Below are 18411 nucleotides of genomic sequence, written 5' to 3' on the forward strand. Positions count from 1 at the left end.
CTTATGCCTTCCAGATCTTCTCTAGCAGCGGTTCCAACTCGGTAAAACTGCCGATCATATGGTCTGCCTGCAGCCGCTCTGACGGGTGATAGCCCCAGTCCACCGCGATGGTGGTGACCCCGGCCGCGCGGCCCATATCCATATCAAAGCTGGTATCGCCGATCATCACCGCATGGCGCGCGTCCACTCCGGTTTCAGCAAGCGCCGTCAGCACCATCGAGGGATGCGGTTTGGACGGGTGGTGATCGGCCACCTGCCGGGTCACGAAACAGTCCAGATCATGCGCCGCGATCAGCGCATCGAGGCCCCGCTGTGATTTCCCGGTCGCGACACCCAACAGGTATTCGGGCACCGCGTGCAGGGCGTCCAAAGCCTCCCGTGCGCCCGGAAACAGCGGCGAGTGCCCCGCCCCTGCAGCCTGGCGCGCCGACATGTAAGCCTGCTTGTAACCGTCCACCAAAGCAGCCTGCGCCGTCGCGCCAGCCTCGGGCGCCAGCTGCGCCATGGCCTGCGGCAGCGACAGCCCGACAATCGACAGGACCGCATCGCGCGAAGGTGCGGGCAGATCCACCGTCGCAAAGGCCGCGCTCATCGCGCCAGTGATGGCCGCCTGACTGTCGGCAAGGGTGCCATCCACATCGAACAGTACCAGCCGCAGCGGGGCACTCATAGGAGGCCCTCGAACGGATCCTCCGCCGCCAGATCCTCGGTCCAGCCAAAGGTATCCCAGCTGTCTTTCATATGCTCGGGCAACGGCGCGGTGACCGAGATCTGCTTTTTCGTCACCGGATGCTCAAACGCCATCCGGCGGCAATGCAAATGCAGCTTCTTGCTGATGATACCGCCCAGTTGTGCGCCCCAACCGTCGCCCAGGTTTTCCTGACCCGAGCCGCCGTATTTGCCATCGCCGACAATCGGATGGCCGATCTCGGCCATATGCGCGCGCAGCTGATGGGTGCGGCCGGTGACCGGCTCCATCGCCACCCAGGACGCGCGCCCCGCCACCCGGTAGAGCGTGGCATAAAAGGTATGCGCCCGCTTGGCGCCTGGCGTGCTGTCGATCTCGGAAGGGTGCACCGCAATCATTTTTTCGCCTTCGCCGCTGCGACCATGGCCGCCCGCCTTTACAAGACCAGCCTTGATTTCGCCCAGGTACGGCGTCGGAACGCCGGCAACCAGCGCCCAGTAGATCTTGCGCGTGTTGCGATGGCGGAAGGCGGCGGTCAGCGCCTGCGCGGCTGCCCGCGTTCGCGCCAGAACCAGTACACCCGAGGTATCCTTGTCCAGCCGGTGCACCAGTCGGGGCTTTTCATCATAGCCAAAGCGCAGAGCCTCGGACAGGCCATCCACGTGTTTGGTGGTGCCACTGCCGCCCTGCACTGCCAGCCCGTGGGGCTTGTTCAGCACGATGACATCGTCGTCTTTGTAGATCACACAGGACTGGATCATCTTTGCGTCAGCATCCGAAATCCGCCGCTTTTCCGGCGTGATCGGCTGGTGATCAGCCGACGGCAGCGGCGGCACGCGCACGGACTGCCCGGCCTCAACACGGGTGCTGGCCTTGACCCGGCCACCGTCAATGCGAAGCTCACCCTTGCGGCACATCTTCTCGATGCGGCCCTGGCTGACATGCGGAAAAAGGCGCCGCAGCCAGCGGTCCACGCGCTGGTCCGCATCCTCTTCGGTGACGGTGATTGTCTGAACGCCGCTCATGCGAAAACTCCTCTGGCGGCCATCAGGCCCAAAAACAGACCGCCAACAGACAGTCCCACAGACAGCACAATATAGAGAGCCGCCTGCCCCATTGCACCCCGTTCGATCATATTCGCCGTCTCAAGCGAGAAGGCCGAGAAGGTCGTGAAGCCACCCAGCATGCCAGTCATCACAAAGGGGCTGAGATGGGTCAGCCCCTTGTGTGCGGCGGTGACAGCAAAGACCCCCATGATGAAGGAACCGATCACGTTGACGGTGATGATCGCCAAGGGAAAATCGCCATGGCCGAACAGTCGGACCACGCCAAGCCCGGTCAGATAGCGGCAGGCGGCCCCAAGGGCGCCGCCGAGGGCGACATATAGAACGGTGAGATACATGCGCGGTCTGTCGCGCGGCGGGCCACGGATGTCAAGTTTTCAACGCGCAAGGCGGCCAAACGCAAAATTCATGCCAACCTTCCAGTGGGTGGATGTCTTGTCAGACCTGCAGGCCCCCTTAGTTTGTCAGCCATCCACTGGGAGGAGACCCTGATGCCATCTCGCCGTTCCTTTCTCGCCAGCCTTGCCGCGCTGCCGCTTTTGCCCCGCAGTGGCTGGGCCGCGACGCCGGTTCAGCTTGCGCTGGCGCCCCTGCAGCAACAGATCGCGCCCGCGCAATACGGCAAGACAGATCTTTGGGGGGTGAACAGCAGCATGCCGGGACCGACCCTGCAGGCCCGGCAAGGGGACCGGCTGAAGGTTCAGGTCAACAACGGGCTGCCGCAAGAAACCTCGATGCACTGGCACGGCATCCGCATCGAAAACGCCATGGACGGCGTGCCGGGACTGACGCAGGCCCCCATCGCGCCGGGCGCAGAGTTCACCTATGATTTCGCCCTGCCGGATGCCGGGACCTATTGGTACCATTCCCACGCCCAGTCGGTCGAACAGGTGGAGCGCGGCATTCAGGGCCCACTGATCGTGGCCGAACACGACGCCCCCGATGTGGATCAGGATCTTGTTCTAATGCTGGATGACATCCGCCTCATGCAGGATGCCGCGGTCGACCCGGTGTTCGATCACCCCCACGACATGTCCCACGCCGGGCGCATGGGCAATGTGATGCTGACCAACGGACAGATCGAGGCGCGCTACCCCGTGCAGCAGGGCGACCGGCTGCGCCTGCGGCTGATCAACAGCGCCAATGCCCGGATCTTTGCCCTTGGGCTGCAGGGGCTGACAGGTTGGATCATGGCCTATGATGGCATGCCTCTGACGGCGCCGGAAGAGATCCCCGACCAACTGCTGCTGGCACCCGCACAGCGGATCGACCTGATCGTCGATGTGACGGCCGACGCGGGCGAGGATGCCTTTCTGGTGCAGTTCGAACGCGATGGCGGTTACGCGCAGGCGAGCTTTCCGGTCTCAGCCGGAACCAAGAGCACCCGCAACATGCCCGCACCGCTCCCACCCAACCCGGACCATGCGATCACCCTCGGCAATGCGCGCAGTGCGACCCTGCGCATGGAGGGCGGCGCCATGGGCGGCATGCGGGCCGCTGAGTGGCAGGGAGAGACGCAAGGCATGCGCTCGCTAGCGCAGGCGGGTCAATTCTGGGCGCTGAATGGCGTGGTCGGCCGACCGAACGCCCCGCTTGTGCGCGCGTCCATTGGCGAGACGGTCAAACTCACCATGGTCAACGACACCGCCTTTCCCCATGCGATGCATCTGCACGGCATGCATTTTGCCGAAGTCCTGCCGGGCGGCGGGCTTGGTCCCCTGCGCGATACGCTGCTGATGATGCGCGGGGAGACGCGGACCGTCGCATTCAACGCCCACAACCCCGGCAAATGGCTGCTGCATTGCCATATGCTATCGCATCACGCGGCGGGCATGGGCACCTGGGTCGAGGTCACCGCCTGACCTGATCCGCCCGTCACCCGGTCAACTGTTCCGCTGTAGCCGCAGCTTGGCAAAGAACTCGGTCCGCCGTTTCAATTCCCGTTCAAACCCGCGCTCGACGGGCTGATAGAGAACCGGGCGTTTGACGCCTTCGGGGAAATAGTTCTGCCCGGAAAAGCCATCCTCGGCATCATGATCATACTGGTAGCCCGCGCCATAGCCCTGTTCGGTCATCAGCTTAGTCGGGGCATTCATGATATGTTTCGGTGGCGGCGTGCTGCCCGTTTCCTTGGCCAACCGTCGGGCGGCCTTGTAGGCCATGTAGCCCGCGTTGGTCTTTGGCGCGAGTGCCAGATAGATCACCGCCTGCGCCAGCGCCAGCTCCCCTTCCGGGCTACCGAGCCGTTCGTAGGTCTCCCAGGCTTGCAGACAGACGGCCTGCGCCTGCGGGTCCGCCAGCGCGATATCCTCGACCGCCATCCGGGTCAGCCGCCGGGCCAGAAAACGCGGATCCTCGCCGCCCTCCAGCATGCGCGCATACCAGTAAAGCGCCGCATCGGGATCCGAGCCGCGCACGGATTTGTGCAGCGCCGAAATCAGGTTGTAATGCTCTTCGCCGGATTTGTCGTATTTCGCCGCCCGCCGCATCAGCCGGGTCGCCAACGCCTCGCGCCCGAGCGGCGACTCGACCCGCCAGGCAGAGACCTGTTCGATCAGATTGAGCAGCGCACGCCCATCGCCATCCGCCATTTCCTGCAGCGCGTCGCGCGCATCGCCGGTCAGCGGTAGCGCCCTACCCAGTTCCTTCTCGGCGCGCTGGGTCAGCAGTTCCAGATCCGCCAGCGGCAGGCGTTCCAGCACCAGCACCTGCGAGCGCGACAACAGAGCGGCGTTCAGCTCGAAGCTGGGGTTTTCGGTGGTGGCCCCGACCAGAAGGATGGTGCCATCCTCCATGTGCGGCAGGAATCCGTCCTGCTGCGCCTTGTTGAAACGGTGGATCTCATCAACGAACAGCAGCGTCCCCTGCCCGTTAGCGCGCCTGTGCTTGGCCGCCTCGAACACCTTCTTCAGATCCGGTACGCCAGTGAAGATGGCCGAGATCTGCACGAAATGCAGATCGGTTTCCTTAGCAAGAAGCCGCGCGATGGTGGTCTTCCCCACGCCCGGCGGCCCCCAGAACACCAAAGAGGACAGCGATCCCGAGGCCAGCATGACACCCAGCGGTGCCTCCGGTCCCAGCACCTGCTGCTGGCCAATCACCTCGGACAGGGAGCGCGGGCGCAGACGGTCCGCCAGCGGCCTGTTCGGTTCTTCGCCGCCCGTGGGCTGTGGCGCGTCGCTGTCAAAAAGATCTGCCATGGATCAGAGCCGGAAGCGCAGGCTGACGCGCTGCCCGCGCCGCAACAGGTCGAGAACCAACCAGCCCTGCGTGCGGCCCATCAGATCGACCACATCCTGCGGCGCCGTGACCGCTTCGCCGTTGATCCCGAGCAGGACATCGCCCCGCTGCAGCCCTGCCCGTGCGCCATAAGGCCCCGGATCGGCGATCACCACACCTTCGGCCGTCAACGGCAATTGCAAATCCACGATGAGCCGCGGATTGATGCGCGCCACCGTCAGCCCGGGCAGTGGGCTGCGTTCGCCCAGTTGCACTGGGTCGGCCGCAGGACTGTCCGGGGCGCTGTACATCTCGACCCGCACCACTTTTTTCTCACCGCCGCGCCAGCGCGCCACGTCCGAACTGCCGCCCAGACCGGCAATGGTCATGCGGAACACCATCTCGGAGGGTGAATTTACCGGCTCGCCGTCGACCTCGGTCACCACATCGCCGACTTCAAATCCCGCCTTGGCAAAGGGGCTTTCGGGGTGGAGTTCGGAGATTAGCATGCCTTCAGGGCGTGGCATCCCCAGCGAGGCCGCCAGATCCGCATCCACCGGCTGCCCGGTCATCCCCGCCCAGGGGCGCTGAAAGCTTTCCGCGCCCGTGCGGGCCTGATGCAGGAACTCCCGCACCAGATTGGCCGGAATGGCAAAGCCGATGCCGTTGGATCCGCCCGAACGGCTAAGGATCCGTGTGTTGATCCCGATGAGCTCGCCATTCACGTCGATCAGCGCGCCGCCGGAGTTGCCGGGATTGATCGGTGCGTCGGTCTGGATGTAATAGCCAAAACCTTCTCCGGTGCCGGTGCCCGTGCGCGCCAGCCCCGAAATGATACCGCTACTGACCGTCTGCCCCACACCAAAGGGATTGCCGATGGCCAGAGCCAATTCGCCGACCTCAACCTGATCGCTGTTGCGCAGATTGAGGAACGGCAGGCCCTCTGCATCTTCAAGCCGCAGGATCGCCAGATCGCTGGCCTGATCTGCGAGGACCACGCGGGCGTCATATTCGTGCCGGTCAGTGGTCACGACGCGGATTTCCGTCGCCATGCCAACCACGTGGTAATTCGACACAACGATGCCATCCTCGGCAAGGATCACCCCCGACCCCAATGAGTTCTGCACCCGGGGGCGCGGATTGGAAAAACTGCGGAAGAAATCGTCAAAGAAGGGATCGCCCGCAAAAGGCGATGCCTGCGGCGCCTCGGTCACGATCTTGGCGTAGATATTGACCACTGCGGGGGCCGCCTGTTTCACCAGCGGCGCAAACCCAAGTGAAATCTCAGCCTGCGACTGCGGCACCCGCGTTTCGGCAGGGGCTTGCGTCCCCAAAGCAAGAGCCAGCATCAGAGCGGTCAAAACAGCGCGGATCATATCGCCTCCATTCCTCGGTCAGAACAGGATATGCGGAGGCTGGCGGCGGAATGCAAGCGCAGCAACGGCGCCAGTCGCGGTCCCCTGCCGGACCGGCACGCGAGGACAGAAATGAAAAAGCCCCTGCAGGCACAGCTGCAGGGGCCAGAATGACAGACCATTGTGGCCTGTAATTTATTATTCGTCGTCGGCAGCCGCTTCGGCTTCGGCAACGCGCGCCTTGTCGGCAGCGCCCTTGGCATTTACGTCGCGATCAACGAATTCGATGATCGCCATCGGCGCCATGTCGCCATAACGGAAGCCGGCTTTCAGGATACGGACGTAACCGCCCTGACGATCCTTGTAGCGCGGGCCCAGAACGTCGAACAGTTTCGACACATACTGGTCTTCCTTCAGACGCGAGGCGGCGTTCCGGCGGGAGTGCAGGTCGCCTTTTTTCGCCAGCGTGATCAGTTTTTCAACGATCGGACGCAGTTCTTTTGCCTTGGGCAGAGTGGTTTTGATCTGCTCATGCTCGATGAGCGAGCCAGCCATGTTTGCAAACAGAGCCTTGCGGTGCTCATGGGTGCGGTTCAGGCGGCGATATCCACGTGCGTGACGCATTTTCTAGTTCCTTCTAAAGGTTTTGCTTTGTCTGTCAGCCGATGCGTGTCAGCTGCTCTCCTTGGGGCGGGTTTGCCCTGATTGTCCCCACCAACGTGGGCATTTGTAGTTGGGGAGGACTTACGCCCTCCCCTTATTCTCAGAACGAATCTTCGAATTTCTTGGCCAGATCTTCGATGTTGTCCGGCGGCCAGTCCTCGACATCCATGCCAAGATGCAGGCCCATGCCCGACAGCACTTCTTTGATCTCGTTCAGCGACTTGCGGCCGAAGTTCGGCGTACGCAGCATCTCTGCTTCGGTCTTCTGGATCAGATCGCCGATGTAAACGATGTTGTCGTTCTTCAGGCAGTTTGCCGAACGCACGGAAAGCTCCAGCTCGTCCACTTTCTTCAGCAGAAGCGGGTTGAACTCGAGACCATCGTCCTCGTCCTGGCGGCCAGCCGATTCCGGCTCGTCGAAGTTGACGAAGATCGACAGTTGGTCCTGCAGGATGCGCGCAGCATAGGCCACGGCGTCGTCCGGCGTAACGGAACCATCGGTTTCAACCTTCATGGTCAGCTTGTCATAGTCCAGAACCTGACCTTCACGGGTCGGCTGAACGTCGTAGGAGACCTTTTTCACCGGCGAGTAGATCGCATCAATCGGGATCAGACCGATGGGTGCGTCTTCCGGTTTGTTCTTCTCTGCCGAAACGTAGCCTTTACCGGTGTTGACGGTCAGTTCCATGAACAGGTCCGCACCATCGTCGAGGTGGCAGATCACGTGATCACGGTTCAGAACTTCGATACCGGCGCTTTCCGAGATATCACCAGCGGTGACAACTGCGGGGCCTTTGGCATTGATCGACAGGCGCTTGGGGCCTTCGACTTCCATGCGCAGCGACACACCTTTGAGGTTCAGGATGATGTCGGTGACATCTTCGCGAACGCCGGCGACGCTGGAGAATTCGTGCAGAACATTGTCGATCTGAACGCTGGTGATGGCCGCGCCTTGCAGCGAGCTCATCAGGACGCGGCGCAGTGCGTTGCCCAGTGTCAGACCAAAACCACGCTCAAGCGGCTCTGCAACGATGGTTGCCTGCCGTGCGGGGTCATTGCCCGGCTTCACGTCAAGCTGTGTCGGCTTGATCAGTTCTGCCCAATTTTTATGGATCATGCAGTCCCTCCATTCCTGTCCGTACCCCATGTCCGAAGGTGCAGACGCCCGAGGTTTAAAATGACGTACTGGGGCCCGACAAATCAAGCGGGGCCCCAGCGAAAGTCGTAAATAATTAGACGCGGCGGCGCTTTGGCGGGCGGCAGCCGTTGTGCGCGATCGGGGTCACGTCACGGATCGAGGTGATGTTGAACCCGATTGCGGCCAGGGCGCGCAGTGCGGATTCACGACCCGAACCGGGGCCCTGAACTTCGACTTCGAGGGTTTTAACACCGTGATCCTGAGCTTTCTTGCCTGCATCTTCTGCAGCCATCTGCGCCGCATAGGGCGTGGACTTACGGGAGCCCTTGAAGCCCATGGTGCCAGCGGAGGACCAGGAAATCGCGTTACCCTGAACGTCAGAGATCAGGATTTTGGTGTTGTTGAACGAAGAGTTCACATGTGCAACGCCGGTGGCGATGTTCTTGCGCTCTTTACGCTTCGTGCGGGATTTATCGCGTGCCATTGATCAAACCCTCCCTTACTTCTTCTTACCAGCGATGGCCTTTGCGGGGCCTTTGCGGGTGCGAGCGTTGGTGTGGGTCCGCTGACCGCGAACGGGCAGGTTACGACGGTGGCGCAGGCCACGGTAGCTACCCAGGTCCATCAGACGCTTGATGTTCATGGTCACTTCACGACGCAGGTCACCTTCAACGGTGTAGTTTGCGTCGATGTGCTCACGGATGGCCAGAACTTCGGAGTCGGACAGCTCGTTGACGCGACGGGTTGCGTCGATGCCAACGGCTTCACAGATGGCTTTCGCCGAAGTGTTGCCGATTCCGGTGATATAGGTGAGGGCGATGGGGACCCGTTTGGCAGTCGGGATGTTTACGCCGGCAATACGTGCCACGTGTCACTTTCCTTTTCGTTGCGGTTCCGTAACTCCAGAACCTTTTTTCACAACACCTGATGACGCCCCGAGAGGCTTTTCATCAGATAATGTATCGAGGTACTCACGCGGCACGGAATCGGGCCGCCTGGATTGATTCCCAAGAGGGATGGGCTTCCCTATTGAGAATTCCGCATGTCGTCAACCCGGCGCCCGGCGGAAACGTCAAAGTTTATGGGCCCAGGGGCAACATCCTCCCACATCGCCTGCATCCTGCCCGGACGACGTCAATCGGTGCAGGAATAAAACCGCGTCGTGTATTCGTTGCTGTCGAACAGTGCGATCTCCCCCGGGGCTTCTTCAGTCATCACGAAGGTAAACAAGGTTGGCATGAAAACCGGCCCGGGCGTCTGGCAATGCCCCACATGGGTCGTGACCTGATAGCCGTCCCAATGATACTGCAGATCCGGCTCGAAGCTGCAGAAATACTCCATTGAGCTGAAGCCGTCCTCCTCCAGGATCAGCCCACCGTCATTGGCAAAATCCATCAGCTGGTCCTGCTCCTCCGCGTTTGTCGGGCAGGCGGCGGGATCATTGACGAAATACCGTTCGGCAAATCCGGGGGACGTCGTCGCCATACAGAGAACAGCCGCGGCATTGATCACGGAACGGGTGGGAGACGTCATTGGCAAGGTCCTTTTAAAAGATCCGCCCATCCTTCCCTGCTCGCCTTACCAAAACGAAAAGAGCCGGGACAAGCCCGGCTCTTTTTTCATTCTGTACCGACTTTTCAGATCAGTCGAGAACCTTGGCGATAGAGGCCTGAACCTCGTCGATGGATGCCAGACCGTCGATCTTGTTCAGCTTGCCCTTGGCATAATAGTAGCCGATCAGCGGCGAGGTCTTCTTGTAGTATTCCATCAGACGGGTCTTGAGGCTTTCCTCGTTGTCGTCCGCGCGCCGCTTGATGTTGCTGCTGCCGCAGTTGGCGCATTTGCCATCGGCGGGCCAGGGTTTGGTTTCATCGTGGTAGACTTCACCACAATCGCCGCAGGTCGACCGGCCGGTAATCCGCGCCACCAGCGCTGCATCGTCCACCGCCATTTCAACAACGGCGTCCAGGCTCTGCCCCATCTCGGCCAACAGGTCGGTCAGGGCATCTGCCTGCCCCAGCGTGCGCGGGAAGCCGTCAAAGATGAAACCACCCTCGGCGCCTTCGGCAATCTTTTCGCGGATCAGACCAATTACGATCTCATCCGTGACCAGCTCACCGCGGGCGATGACCTCGGCCACCTTCTTGCCCATCTCGCTGCCGCTAGCCTGCGCATCGCGCAGCATGTCGCCAGTGCTGAGCTGTACCATGCCCCGGGTTTCGACCAGATGACGGGCCTGCGTGCCCTTACCCGCGCCCGGCGGGCCCAAAAGAATAATATTCATCGACGAGCGGGCCCCCGTTTTGTGCGTTTCTTACTGCGGCCACGCAGCTGGCTTTTCTCGATCAGACCTTCGTACTGGTGCGCCAGCAGATGGCTTTGCGCTTGCTGGATCGTGTCCATGGTGACCGAGACAACAATCAGAACCGAGGTGCCGCCAAAGTAGACCGGAATGGCGAACTGACCGCGCAGGATTTCCGGCAGCAGGCAGACAGCCGCCAGATAGGCCGAGCCCAGAACCAGAACGCGGTTCACAACGTATTCGATGTACTCAGCGGTTTTTTTGCCGGGACGGATGCCAGGGACAAAGCCGTTCTGGTTCTTCAGGTTCGTCGCCACTTCATCAGGTTTGAAGGAGACGTTGAAGGTGTAGAAATACGCGAAGAACACGATCATCGACACGAAGAACAGCAGGTAGAGCGGCTGACCGGGGCCGAAGTTGGCCAGCAGCCAGGACATTACCGGACCAGAGGCCGAACCCGACGAGAAGGTAGAGATCGTGGTCGGCAACAACAGCAGCGAGGAGGCGAAGATCGCCGGGATCACGCCCGCCGGGTTCACCTTGACCGGCAGGTGCGACGAGCCGCCATCATAGACCTTCATGCCCACCTGACGGCGGGGGTATTGAATGTGAATCTTGCGCAGGGCGCGTTCCATGAAGACCACGAACATGATTACCGCGACAACCATCACGATCACGCCGATCAGAACCGCCGGGCTGATGGCACCGGAGCGGCCGGAGGCAAAGAACTGCGCGATGGCTGCGGGAACCTCAGCGATAATGCCGACAAAGATGATCAGGGAGATACCGTTACCGATGCCCCGCTGGGTGATCTGCTCGCCCAGCCACATCAGGAACATGGTGCCGCCCACCAGGGTAATCATGCAGGCCAACCGGAAGTACATGCCAGGGTCGGTCGCAAGATCGCCGGACTCCAGCGACACCGCCAGACCGTAGGCCTGCGCCGTTGCCAGCGCGACGGTGCCGTAACGGGTGTACTGGTTGATTTTCTTGCGACCCTGATCGCCTTCTTTTTTCAGCTGTTCCAGCGCCGGAACCATGGAGGTGAGCAGCTGAACGATGATCGATGCCGAGATGTAAGGCATGATCCCGAGGGCAAAAATGCCCATCCGTCCAAGCGCACCGCCGGTAAACATCGACACCATGCCGCCGATGCCCTGCCCCGCCGACTCCATAAATTCGCGCAGTGCCGAGGCATCAATGCCCGGGACCGGAATGAATGTGCCAAGACGGTAGACGATCAATAGGCCGAGGGTGAACAGGATGCGGTTGCGCAGATCCTTGGCCTTGCCGAGCGCGGACCAGCTGGTGTTCGCCGCCATTTGTTCTGCTGCTGATACCATGAAATGGGTCTCTTTTTGCGAAAACGCCGCCCGGAACCGTTTTCCGGCTCGGGCGGCGTATGGAAAAACTGTGACCTATGTAAGCGGCATCGGCGCCGCTCACAAGCCGTTACTCAGCAGCAGCTGCTGTCGCCACGGTCAGGGTGCCGCCCGCTTTTTCAACTGCCGCGATGGCAGATTTGGACGCGCCGGTCACGGTGATGTTGGATTTGGCCGAGAAATCGCCTTTGGCCAGAATCCGCACACCGTCTTTTTTGCGGCGCAGCAGGCCCGATTCGACCAGCGAATCTTCGGTGATGGTTGCCGCGTCCAGCTTGCCCGCGTCGATGAACTTCTGGATCAGGCCCAGGTTCACAACAGCGAAAGTCTTGCGGTTCGGCTTGGTGAAGCCACGCTTAGGCAGACGCTGGTAGAGGGGCATCTGGCCGCCTTCGTAGCCATTGATCGAAACACCCGAACGGGATTTCTGACCTTTGATACCACGGCCACCCATTTTGCCTTTGCCGGAACCCGGGCCACGGGCCACACGGGTGCGTTTCTTGGCGGCGCCGGGATTGTCGCGCAGTTCATGAAGTTTCATATCGCTTCTCCTTGCCGGATGTGACCCCTGAAGCGTAAGCGGGCCAACCTCGGCTCTTCTTGATTGTTGATTCTGTGGCTTGGATTGCCACCGGGGGCGTATAGACGCTGTGCCGGGCGATATCAAGCCCTGCCTCCCGGCGCGGAAGCCCCCAGTCCGCCCCAGGCTCCCCGCGCAAGGCGACGCCGGACAAATTAAAAACGCCCCTGCGCAGGGCAGAGGCGTCTTTCGATCCCGGCCAGTCCGGGGGAGGCAATAAATCAGGCCGGGCTATGGTGTCCGATCAGTTGCCGTAGGCGTGCAGCCGGGCAATGTTGCTGATATCGCAGCGCCGCACGCCGATATCGGCCAGCTCGCGGTTGGACAGGTTTTCCAGTTCCGCATAGGTGCGCCGATATTCGGACCGGCGGGCCAGAGTGGTGCGGAAGTTCGCAACTGCAGCGCGGATGCGGGCGCCAAAGGAATAGGTCTGGGTAGCGGAAGTTGTATAAGCCATCGTCGTCGTCCTTGATCTCGGCAAAACCGGGATCCCTTCCCGGCTGGTCGTTCATGTCTGTTTTGTGACACCGGGGAGATAGGTCGCATTTCATGACCTAACAACCGACACTAGCGTTTGACCGCTATGCGTTTTCGGAATGGCTATAAAACAGGCGATAGTGGGGATTTTGCCCCCATCCGTGCAGATAATCGCAAATCTCCCGAGAAATCCGCCGATTTACGTGAACTGCTTCACACTTCGCGCTTGCGCATCGTGATAGCGGGCAGCGAATTGTAACAGTTTTTTAACAAGGCGGTTTCGGAATGATTGCGAGTCGGGACCTCGGTATAGCTACCTCTTATCTCAACTCAGGCGCCTACAAACCGGCCCTGAAGATTGCAAAACGCCTGCAAAAGACGACTCCGCGGGATCCACATCCGTTTAACATCGCTGGCATCTGTCTTTCGGCCATGAACAAGCTGCCCGAGGCGATCGCACAGTTTCAGCGCGCGATGAAGATTGATCCGGGCTTTATCGACGCGCGGCACAATCTGGCACAGACCCTGATTCTGGCAGGGCGCCACGCGCAAGCTATCAAGATTGTCGAACCCCTGCGGGACAGCGACCCGACCGCCTGTTTTTTCCTGGCGCAGGCGCATGTGCACCTTGGCGATCTCACCGCGGCAGAGGTTGCGATCAATCAAGCGGTGACCTTGCGCCCGTCATTTGCGCCTGCCCAGAATCTGCGCGGCCTGATCCTTGCCAACCTTGGCGAAGAGACGGATGCAATCGCGGCCTACGAAGCGGCGCTAGCGCTTGATCCGAACAACGTGGAGACCCTCGTCAACATCAGCCTCCCGCTGGCCCGCCAGAACAGACACGCCGAAGGCCACGAGATGGTTGAACGTGCCGTACAGCTCGCGCCCGAGCACATTGGTGCCCGGCTCCGGCTCGGAACCTCATTCATCGAGGCCGGACGGTTCGAAGAGGCCAAAGAACAATTCCGGGCTGTCCTGGCCCTGCACCCCGCGCAGACACAGGCGTTTGAACAATTGTCGCTGTTGCTCGACAGGGACGAGATGAAAACCCTGGCCCGCCCCGCACAAAAGGCGCTCGGCAAACTCCGCTCAGGCTCGGTCGAAGCTGCCGAACTGCAGTTTGCCTTGTCCCGGATCGAAGATGCCATGGGGGACCGGCAGGCCGCCGCCAAGGCGCGCGAGCGTGCAAACGGTATCCTTGCAAAACAATTGCGCTATGACGAAGAGGAAGACACCCGGCAGACTGAGCGCATCCTGAGCCGCTTTCCGGACATCACTCCCTCTCCGACCGACAAACCCGACGGACCATATCCCATCTATGTCCTCGGCCTACCCCGCTCCGGCACCTCGCTGGTCGAGGCAATGCTGAGCCGCCTGCCAAATGTGGAAACGTTGGGCGAACGCGCGGCAACCGGGTTTCTGGTTCAGGATTTCGTGAGCAGCGACATTCCGTTTGATGCCGAGGCGGCGCGTATCTTTACCAATAAAGATGCAGCGCGGCTGCCCCCCTACCCTGACGATACGCGCGCCTATGTCGACAAGATGCCGGAAAACTACCGCTACATCGGGTTTCTCAAAACGGCCTATCCGCATTGCAAGATCGTGCACGTACGGCGTGACCCACGCGACGTGGCCTTGTCGATGTGGAAATCGCACTTCACGGGTACAGCCCTGTCCTACACCTACGACCAGACGGCCTTGGCGTGGCGCGTCGGCCTATATGCGCGCCTCATGCAGCACTGGCAAACCGTATTCCCGGATCAGATCCTGACTGTCGACTACGAAGACCTTGTTGCAGACCCGGTGACGGGCAGCCGCGCAATTGCAGATTATTGTGGGCTGGAATGGTCACCGGAAATGGCCGCGCCGGAAGGCAGCAGCGCACCGACCCTGACGATGAGCGCCTCGCAAATCCGCCAGCCGGTTCACCAAAGATCCATTGGCGGTTGGCGTGCGCAGGCCGCTGAATTGGCTGAATTCCTTGAGGCCCTAGACACGAGCCTGTGGCCGGATCTCGCGGACTGATCTGACGCCTCCGCGCCATTTCACTTTTCGCAAAGCCCAGCAGAGACCGTTCAAACGAAAAACGCCCCCGCAATGCGGAGGCGTTTGTCAGACTATGCCGGGTAAGGCTTAGCCTTTTTCTTCAACGATCTCGACCATGTGCGAAATCTTGTTGATCATGCCACGCACGGCCGGGGTGTCTTCCAGCTCGCGGGTTTTATGCATCTTGTTGAGGCCCAGACCGATCAGCGTCTGACGCTGTTTGGCGGGGCGACGGATCGGGGAGCCGATCTGCTTTACAACGATGGTTTTAGCCATGTGTCCGTCTCCTTACGCTTCAGCGGCTTCGGCAGCCGGTGCTTCGTCCCGCTTGGGCAGGATGTCGGCGACCTTTTTGCCACGACGCTGTGCAACGGCACGCGGGCTCTGCTCTTTGGTCAGGCCGTTGATGGTTGCGCGGATCATGTTGTAGGGGTTCTGCGAGCCGATCGACTTGGACACAACGTCCTTGACGCCCAGCATTTCGAACACGGCACGCATCGGACCACCGGCGATGATACCGGTACCTTCCGGAGCGGTGCGCATGACGACCTTGCCGGCACCGTGACGACCGTTCATGTCGTGGTGCAGGGTGCGGCCTTCTTTCAGCGGCACACGGATCATCTGACGCTTGGCCTGCTCGGTCGCCTTGCGGATGGCCTCGGGCACTTCTTTCGCCTTACCCTTGCCAAAGCCGACGCGGCCTTTCTGATCGCCTACGACGACGAGCGCGGCAAAGCCGAAGCGCTTACCGCCTTTAACGGTTTTCGACACGCGGTTGATCGCAACCAGGCGATCTGCAAATTCCGGTGTTTCTTCTTCGCGGCGGCCACGGCCACGGCGGTTTTCACGTTCTGCCATGAGGCATTCCTTTCTGACTGGCGCGTCCAACAGGCGGGGCGCCGGTTATCTCAATCCTGGTGAGGGACCCCATGCAGGCTCCCTCCCGGATCATCGGGGCGGCGAAATCGCCGCCCGCAAGTCTTAGATCTTCAGACCACCTTCACGCGCAGCGTCGGCCAGAGCCTTCACCTTGCCGTGGAACAGGAAGCCGCCACGATCGAAATAGGCCTCGGAGACGCCTGCCGCCTTGGCGCGCTCGGCGATAACCGAACCCACTTTGGTGGCTGCTTCGACGTTGTTCTTGCCAACGAAGCCGAGATCTTTTTCCAGGGTCGAGGCCGCTGCCAGGGTCTTGCCCTGCACATCGTCGATCAGCTGAACCGAGATGTTCTTGTTCGAGCGGTGCACGGACAGGCGTACACGGCCTGCGTTGACCTTGCGAAGTTTGTTCCGGACGCGCAGGCGACGCTTCAGAAACAGGGTACGTTTGCTGTTTGCCATTTTGCTTGTCCTTACTTCTTCTTGCCTTCCTTGCGGAAGATAAACTCACCCTTGTAGCGGATGCCTTTGCCTTTGTAGGGCTCGGGACGGCGCCATTCGCGGATTTTCGCCGCGACTTCGCCCACCTGCTGCTGGTCGTTACCTTCCACAACGATTTCGGTCTGCTTCGGTGCGGTAATGGTGATACCTTCCGGAGCAACGAAGTCGACGTCGTGGCTGTAGCCGAGGTTCAGTTTCAGGGTGTTGCCCTGAACCTGCGCCCGGTAACCCACACCCTGGATCTCCAGCTCTTTTTTGAAGCCGGTGGTCACGCCGGTCACGAGGTTCGCGACCATGGTGCGGGACATGCCCCACTGCTGACGGGCACGTTTGGACTTGCCGCGCGGCTCGACCATTACAACGTTGTCGTCAACGGACAGGGTGACGTCGTCGGTGGCGGTGAAGCTACGGGTCCCTTTCGGGCCTTTCACTTCTACGGTCTGGCCGGATACCGAAGCGGAAACGCCGCTGGGCAGTGCGACCGGTTTTTTACCAATACGGGACATCTGTAAGCCTCCTTAGAAGACGGTGCAGAGCACTTCGCCGCCGACGTTGGCTGCGCGTGCGTTTGCGTCCGACATCACACCCTTGGGGGTGGAGACAATCGACACGCCCAGGCCCTGACGGACCGACGGGATGTCATTGACGCCCATGTAAACGCGACGACCGGGTTTGGAAACCCGCTTCAGTTCACGAATGACAGGTTCGCCATCGAAGTATTTCAGGCTGATTTCAATAGCCGGGTGGCCATTTTCACCAGTGGTCTTCTCATAGCCGCGGATGTAGCCCTCGTCCGCCAGCACATCCAGAACCCATGCCCGCAGCTTGGAAGCCGGGGTCAGGACGGTGGATTTACCGCGCAGCTGAGAGTTACGGATACGGGTGAGCATATCGCCGATAGGATCGTTCATATCTGTCTCTCCCTTACCAGCTCGATTTCACCATGCCGGGGATCTGGCCGTTCGAGCCCAGTTCCCGCAGAGCGATACGGCTGATCTTCAGCTTACGATAGTAAGCGTGAGGACGGCCGGTCAGCTGGCAGCGATTGTGCAGACGAGTTGCCGACGAGTTGCGCGGCAGTTTCGCCAGTTTCAGACGCGCTTTGAAACGCTCTTCCATCGGGCGGTTTTCGTCATTCGCGATTTCTTTCAGCTCGGCGCGCTTTGCGGCATATTGTGCCACCAGGCGCTCGCGCTTCTTTTCGCGTTCGATCATGCTTTTCTTAGCCATGTCTCTTCCTTCCCGCGCTTAGCTGTTGAAGGGCATGTTGAAAGCTTTCAACAGCGCCTTTGCTTCCGCGTCGGTTTTCGCGGTGGTGGCAATCACAATGTCCATGCCCCAGGGCTCATCGATCTTATCGAAATCGATTTCCGGGAACACCATGTGCTCTTTCAGGCCCATGGCGTAGTTGCCACGACCGTCGAACGAGTTACCCGATACGCCGCGGAAGTCACGGATACGAGGCATTGCGATGGTGATCAGGCGGTCCAGGAATTCGTACATCCGTTCGCCGCGCAGGGTCACCTTGGCGCCCATCGGCATGCCTTCGCGAACGCGGAAGCCGGCGATGGAGTTCTTGGCCACAGTGGTCAGAGCTTTCTGGCCCGCGATTGCGGTCAGGTCAGCCTGGGCCGACTTGGCTTTCTTGCTGTCTTTGACGGCAGCACGACCACAGCCGATGTTCAGAACGATCTTGTCCAGCTTGGGGATCATCATCTCGTTCTTGTAGCCGAATTCCTCTTTCAGGGCGCCACGGATGGTGTCCTTGTAGAGATCCTTCAGACGCGGGGTGTAGTTAGCGGAATCAAGCATCGATCACGTCCCCCGTGGTCTTGGCAAAACGCACTTTCTTGTCGCCTTCCATGCGGAAGCCAACGCGGGTTGCTTTGCCGTTTGCGTCCAGCAGAGCCAGGTTCGACAGGTCGATCGGCAGAGCCTTGGGCAGGCGGCCGCCCTGTGCAGTCTGGGACTGACGGGTGTGACGGATCGCCATGTTCACGCCGTCAACAACGGCTTTACCGGCTTTGGGGTCAACGGAGGCGATGGTGCCTTCCTTGCCCTTGTCCTTACCGGCCAGCACGACGACCTTGTCGCCTTTGCGGAGTTTAGCAGCCATG

The 18411-nt window shown here is 60.7% G+C and carries 24 protein-coding genes; 2 read left to right on the forward strand and 22 right to left on the reverse strand.

Going from position 1 to position 18411, the window contains the following annotated elements:
• Position 1: 1 nt before the first annotated feature.
• From JL2886_RS07525 to crcB, 3 genes are read right to left on the reverse strand one after another with little or no spacing between them, the layout of a single operon-like run.
• Positions 2-670, reverse strand: coding sequence for an HAD-IA family hydrolase (locus JL2886_RS07525; protein ID WP_065271440.1), 669 nt, complete (start codon positions 668-670; stop codon positions 2-4).
• Entirely contained in the window at positions 667-1713 is a 1047-nt protein-coding gene (locus JL2886_RS07530; protein ID WP_065271441.1) for an RluA family pseudouridine synthase, read from the reverse strand. The genes JL2886_RS07525 and JL2886_RS07530 overlap by 4 nt, the downstream gene beginning before the upstream one ends.
• A complete protein-coding gene (gene crcB / locus JL2886_RS07535; protein WP_065271442.1) occupies positions 1710-2090 on the reverse strand; it encodes a fluoride efflux transporter CrcB in 381 nt (126 codons plus the stop codon). The genes JL2886_RS07530 and crcB overlap by 4 nt, the downstream gene beginning before the upstream one ends.
• Before the next feature lie 153 nt (positions 2091-2243).
• Here crcB and JL2886_RS07540 point away from each other — a divergent pair, with 153 nt between their 5' ends.
• Complete coding sequence (locus JL2886_RS07540; protein WP_065271443.1) at positions 2244-3614, forward strand: multicopper oxidase family protein; 1371 nt, start codon at positions 2244-2246, stop codon at positions 3612-3614.
• A gap of 21 nt (positions 3615-3635) precedes the next feature.
• Here JL2886_RS07540 and JL2886_RS07545 read toward each other — a convergent pair whose 3' ends face one another.
• The 11 genes from JL2886_RS07545 to JL2886_RS07595 all read right to left on the reverse strand — a co-directional run bounded on the left by JL2886_RS07545 (position 3636) and on the right by JL2886_RS07595 (position 12848).
• Entirely contained in the window at positions 3636-4952 is a 1317-nt protein-coding gene (locus JL2886_RS07545; protein ID WP_065271444.1) for a replication-associated recombination protein A, read from the reverse strand.
• Between the two features lie 3 nt (positions 4953-4955).
• Complete coding sequence (locus tag JL2886_RS07550; RefSeq protein ID WP_065271445.1) at positions 4956-6347, reverse strand: trypsin-like peptidase domain-containing protein; 1392 nt, start codon at positions 6345-6347, stop codon at positions 4956-4958.
• Between the two features lie 177 nt (positions 6348-6524).
• Complete coding sequence (gene rplQ, locus JL2886_RS07555; RefSeq protein WP_065271446.1) at positions 6525-6950, reverse strand: 50S ribosomal protein L17; 426 nt, start codon at positions 6948-6950, stop codon at positions 6525-6527.
• A 139-nt stretch (positions 6951-7089) separates the two neighbouring features.
• Entirely contained in the window at positions 7090-8106 is a 1017-nt protein-coding gene (locus tag JL2886_RS07560) for a DNA-directed RNA polymerase subunit alpha (protein ID WP_065271447.1), read from the reverse strand.
• A 115-nt stretch (positions 8107-8221) separates the two neighbouring features.
• Positions 8222-8611, reverse strand: coding sequence for a 30S ribosomal protein S11 (gene rpsK, locus JL2886_RS07565; protein WP_065271448.1), 390 nt, complete (start codon positions 8609-8611; stop codon positions 8222-8224).
• 15 nt (positions 8612-8626) lie between these two features.
• Complete coding sequence (rpsM, locus tag JL2886_RS07570; protein WP_065271449.1) at positions 8627-8995, reverse strand: 30S ribosomal protein S13; 369 nt, start codon at positions 8993-8995, stop codon at positions 8627-8629.
• Between the two features lie 266 nt (positions 8996-9261).
• Complete coding sequence (locus JL2886_RS07575; protein WP_065271450.1) at positions 9262-9660, reverse strand: hypothetical protein; 399 nt, start codon at positions 9658-9660, stop codon at positions 9262-9264.
• Positions 9661-9769: 109 nt separating this feature from the next.
• On the reverse strand, positions 9770-10411 hold the full coding sequence (locus tag JL2886_RS07580) for an adenylate kinase (RefSeq protein WP_065271451.1): 642 nt from the start codon (positions 10409-10411) through the stop codon (positions 9770-9772).
• Entirely contained in the window at positions 10408-11772 is a 1365-nt protein-coding gene (secY, locus tag JL2886_RS07585; RefSeq protein WP_065271452.1) for a preprotein translocase subunit SecY, read from the reverse strand. Before secY ends, JL2886_RS07580 begins: the two co-directional genes overlap by 4 nt.
• Positions 11773-11881: 109 nt before the next feature.
• A complete protein-coding gene (gene rplO, locus JL2886_RS07590) occupies positions 11882-12352 on the reverse strand; it encodes a 50S ribosomal protein L15 (RefSeq protein ID WP_065271453.1) in 471 nt (156 codons plus the stop codon).
• 283 nt (positions 12353-12635) lie between these two features.
• Complete coding sequence (locus JL2886_RS07595; RefSeq protein WP_065271454.1) at positions 12636-12848, reverse strand: DUF1127 domain-containing protein; 213 nt, start codon at positions 12846-12848, stop codon at positions 12636-12638.
• A 305-nt stretch (positions 12849-13153) separates the two neighbouring features.
• Here JL2886_RS07595 and JL2886_RS07600 point away from each other — a divergent pair, with 305 nt between their 5' ends.
• Complete coding sequence (locus tag JL2886_RS07600) at positions 13154-14893, forward strand: tetratricopeptide repeat-containing sulfotransferase family protein (protein WP_065271455.1); 1740 nt, start codon at positions 13154-13156, stop codon at positions 14891-14893.
• 108 nt (positions 14894-15001) lie between these two features.
• Here JL2886_RS07600 and rpmD read toward each other — a convergent pair whose 3' ends face one another.
• From rpmD to rplX, 8 genes are all read right to left on the reverse strand, one after another.
• Positions 15002-15190 (reverse strand): 50S ribosomal protein L30, encoded by a 189-nt coding sequence (gene rpmD / locus JL2886_RS07605; RefSeq protein WP_065271456.1) that lies wholly within the window; start codon positions 15188-15190, stop codon positions 15002-15004.
• A gap of 12 nt (positions 15191-15202) precedes the next feature.
• Positions 15203-15772, reverse strand: coding sequence for a 30S ribosomal protein S5 (rpsE, locus tag JL2886_RS07610; RefSeq protein WP_065271457.1), 570 nt, complete (start codon positions 15770-15772; stop codon positions 15203-15205).
• 123 nt (positions 15773-15895) lie between these two features.
• Positions 15896-16255, reverse strand: coding sequence for a 50S ribosomal protein L18 (gene rplR / locus JL2886_RS07615; RefSeq protein ID WP_065271458.1), 360 nt, complete (start codon positions 16253-16255; stop codon positions 15896-15898).
• Positions 16256-16266: 11 nt separating this feature from the next.
• Positions 16267-16800 (reverse strand): 50S ribosomal protein L6, encoded by a 534-nt coding sequence (gene rplF, locus JL2886_RS07620; RefSeq protein ID WP_065271459.1) that lies wholly within the window; start codon positions 16798-16800, stop codon positions 16267-16269.
• Positions 16801-16812: 12 nt separating this feature from the next.
• Positions 16813-17205 carry a 30S ribosomal protein S8 gene (rpsH, locus tag JL2886_RS07625; RefSeq protein ID WP_065271460.1) on the reverse strand — a complete coding sequence of 131 codons (393 nt, stop codon included), beginning with the start codon at positions 17203-17205 and terminating at the stop codon, positions 16813-16815.
• A 13-nt stretch (positions 17206-17218) separates the two neighbouring features.
• Positions 17219-17524 (reverse strand): 30S ribosomal protein S14, encoded by a 306-nt coding sequence (gene rpsN, locus JL2886_RS07630; protein WP_065271461.1) that lies wholly within the window; start codon positions 17522-17524, stop codon positions 17219-17221.
• A gap of 18 nt (positions 17525-17542) precedes the next feature.
• Positions 17543-18106: a 50S ribosomal protein L5 gene (gene rplE / locus JL2886_RS07635; RefSeq protein ID WP_065271462.1), complete on the reverse strand. Its 564-nt coding sequence runs from the start codon at positions 18104-18106 to the stop codon at positions 17543-17545.
• Positions 18099-18410, reverse strand: coding sequence for a 50S ribosomal protein L24 (rplX, locus tag JL2886_RS07640; RefSeq protein ID WP_065271463.1), 312 nt, complete (start codon positions 18408-18410; stop codon positions 18099-18101). Before rplX ends, rplE begins: the two co-directional genes overlap by 8 nt.
• Between the last annotated feature and the right edge of the window lies 1 nt (position 18411).

This window comes from Phaeobacter gallaeciensis (assembly GCF_001678945.1).
In the GTDB taxonomy this organism is placed as follows: domain Bacteria; phylum Pseudomonadota; class Alphaproteobacteria; order Rhodobacterales; family Rhodobacteraceae; genus Phycobacter; species Phycobacter gallaeciensis_A.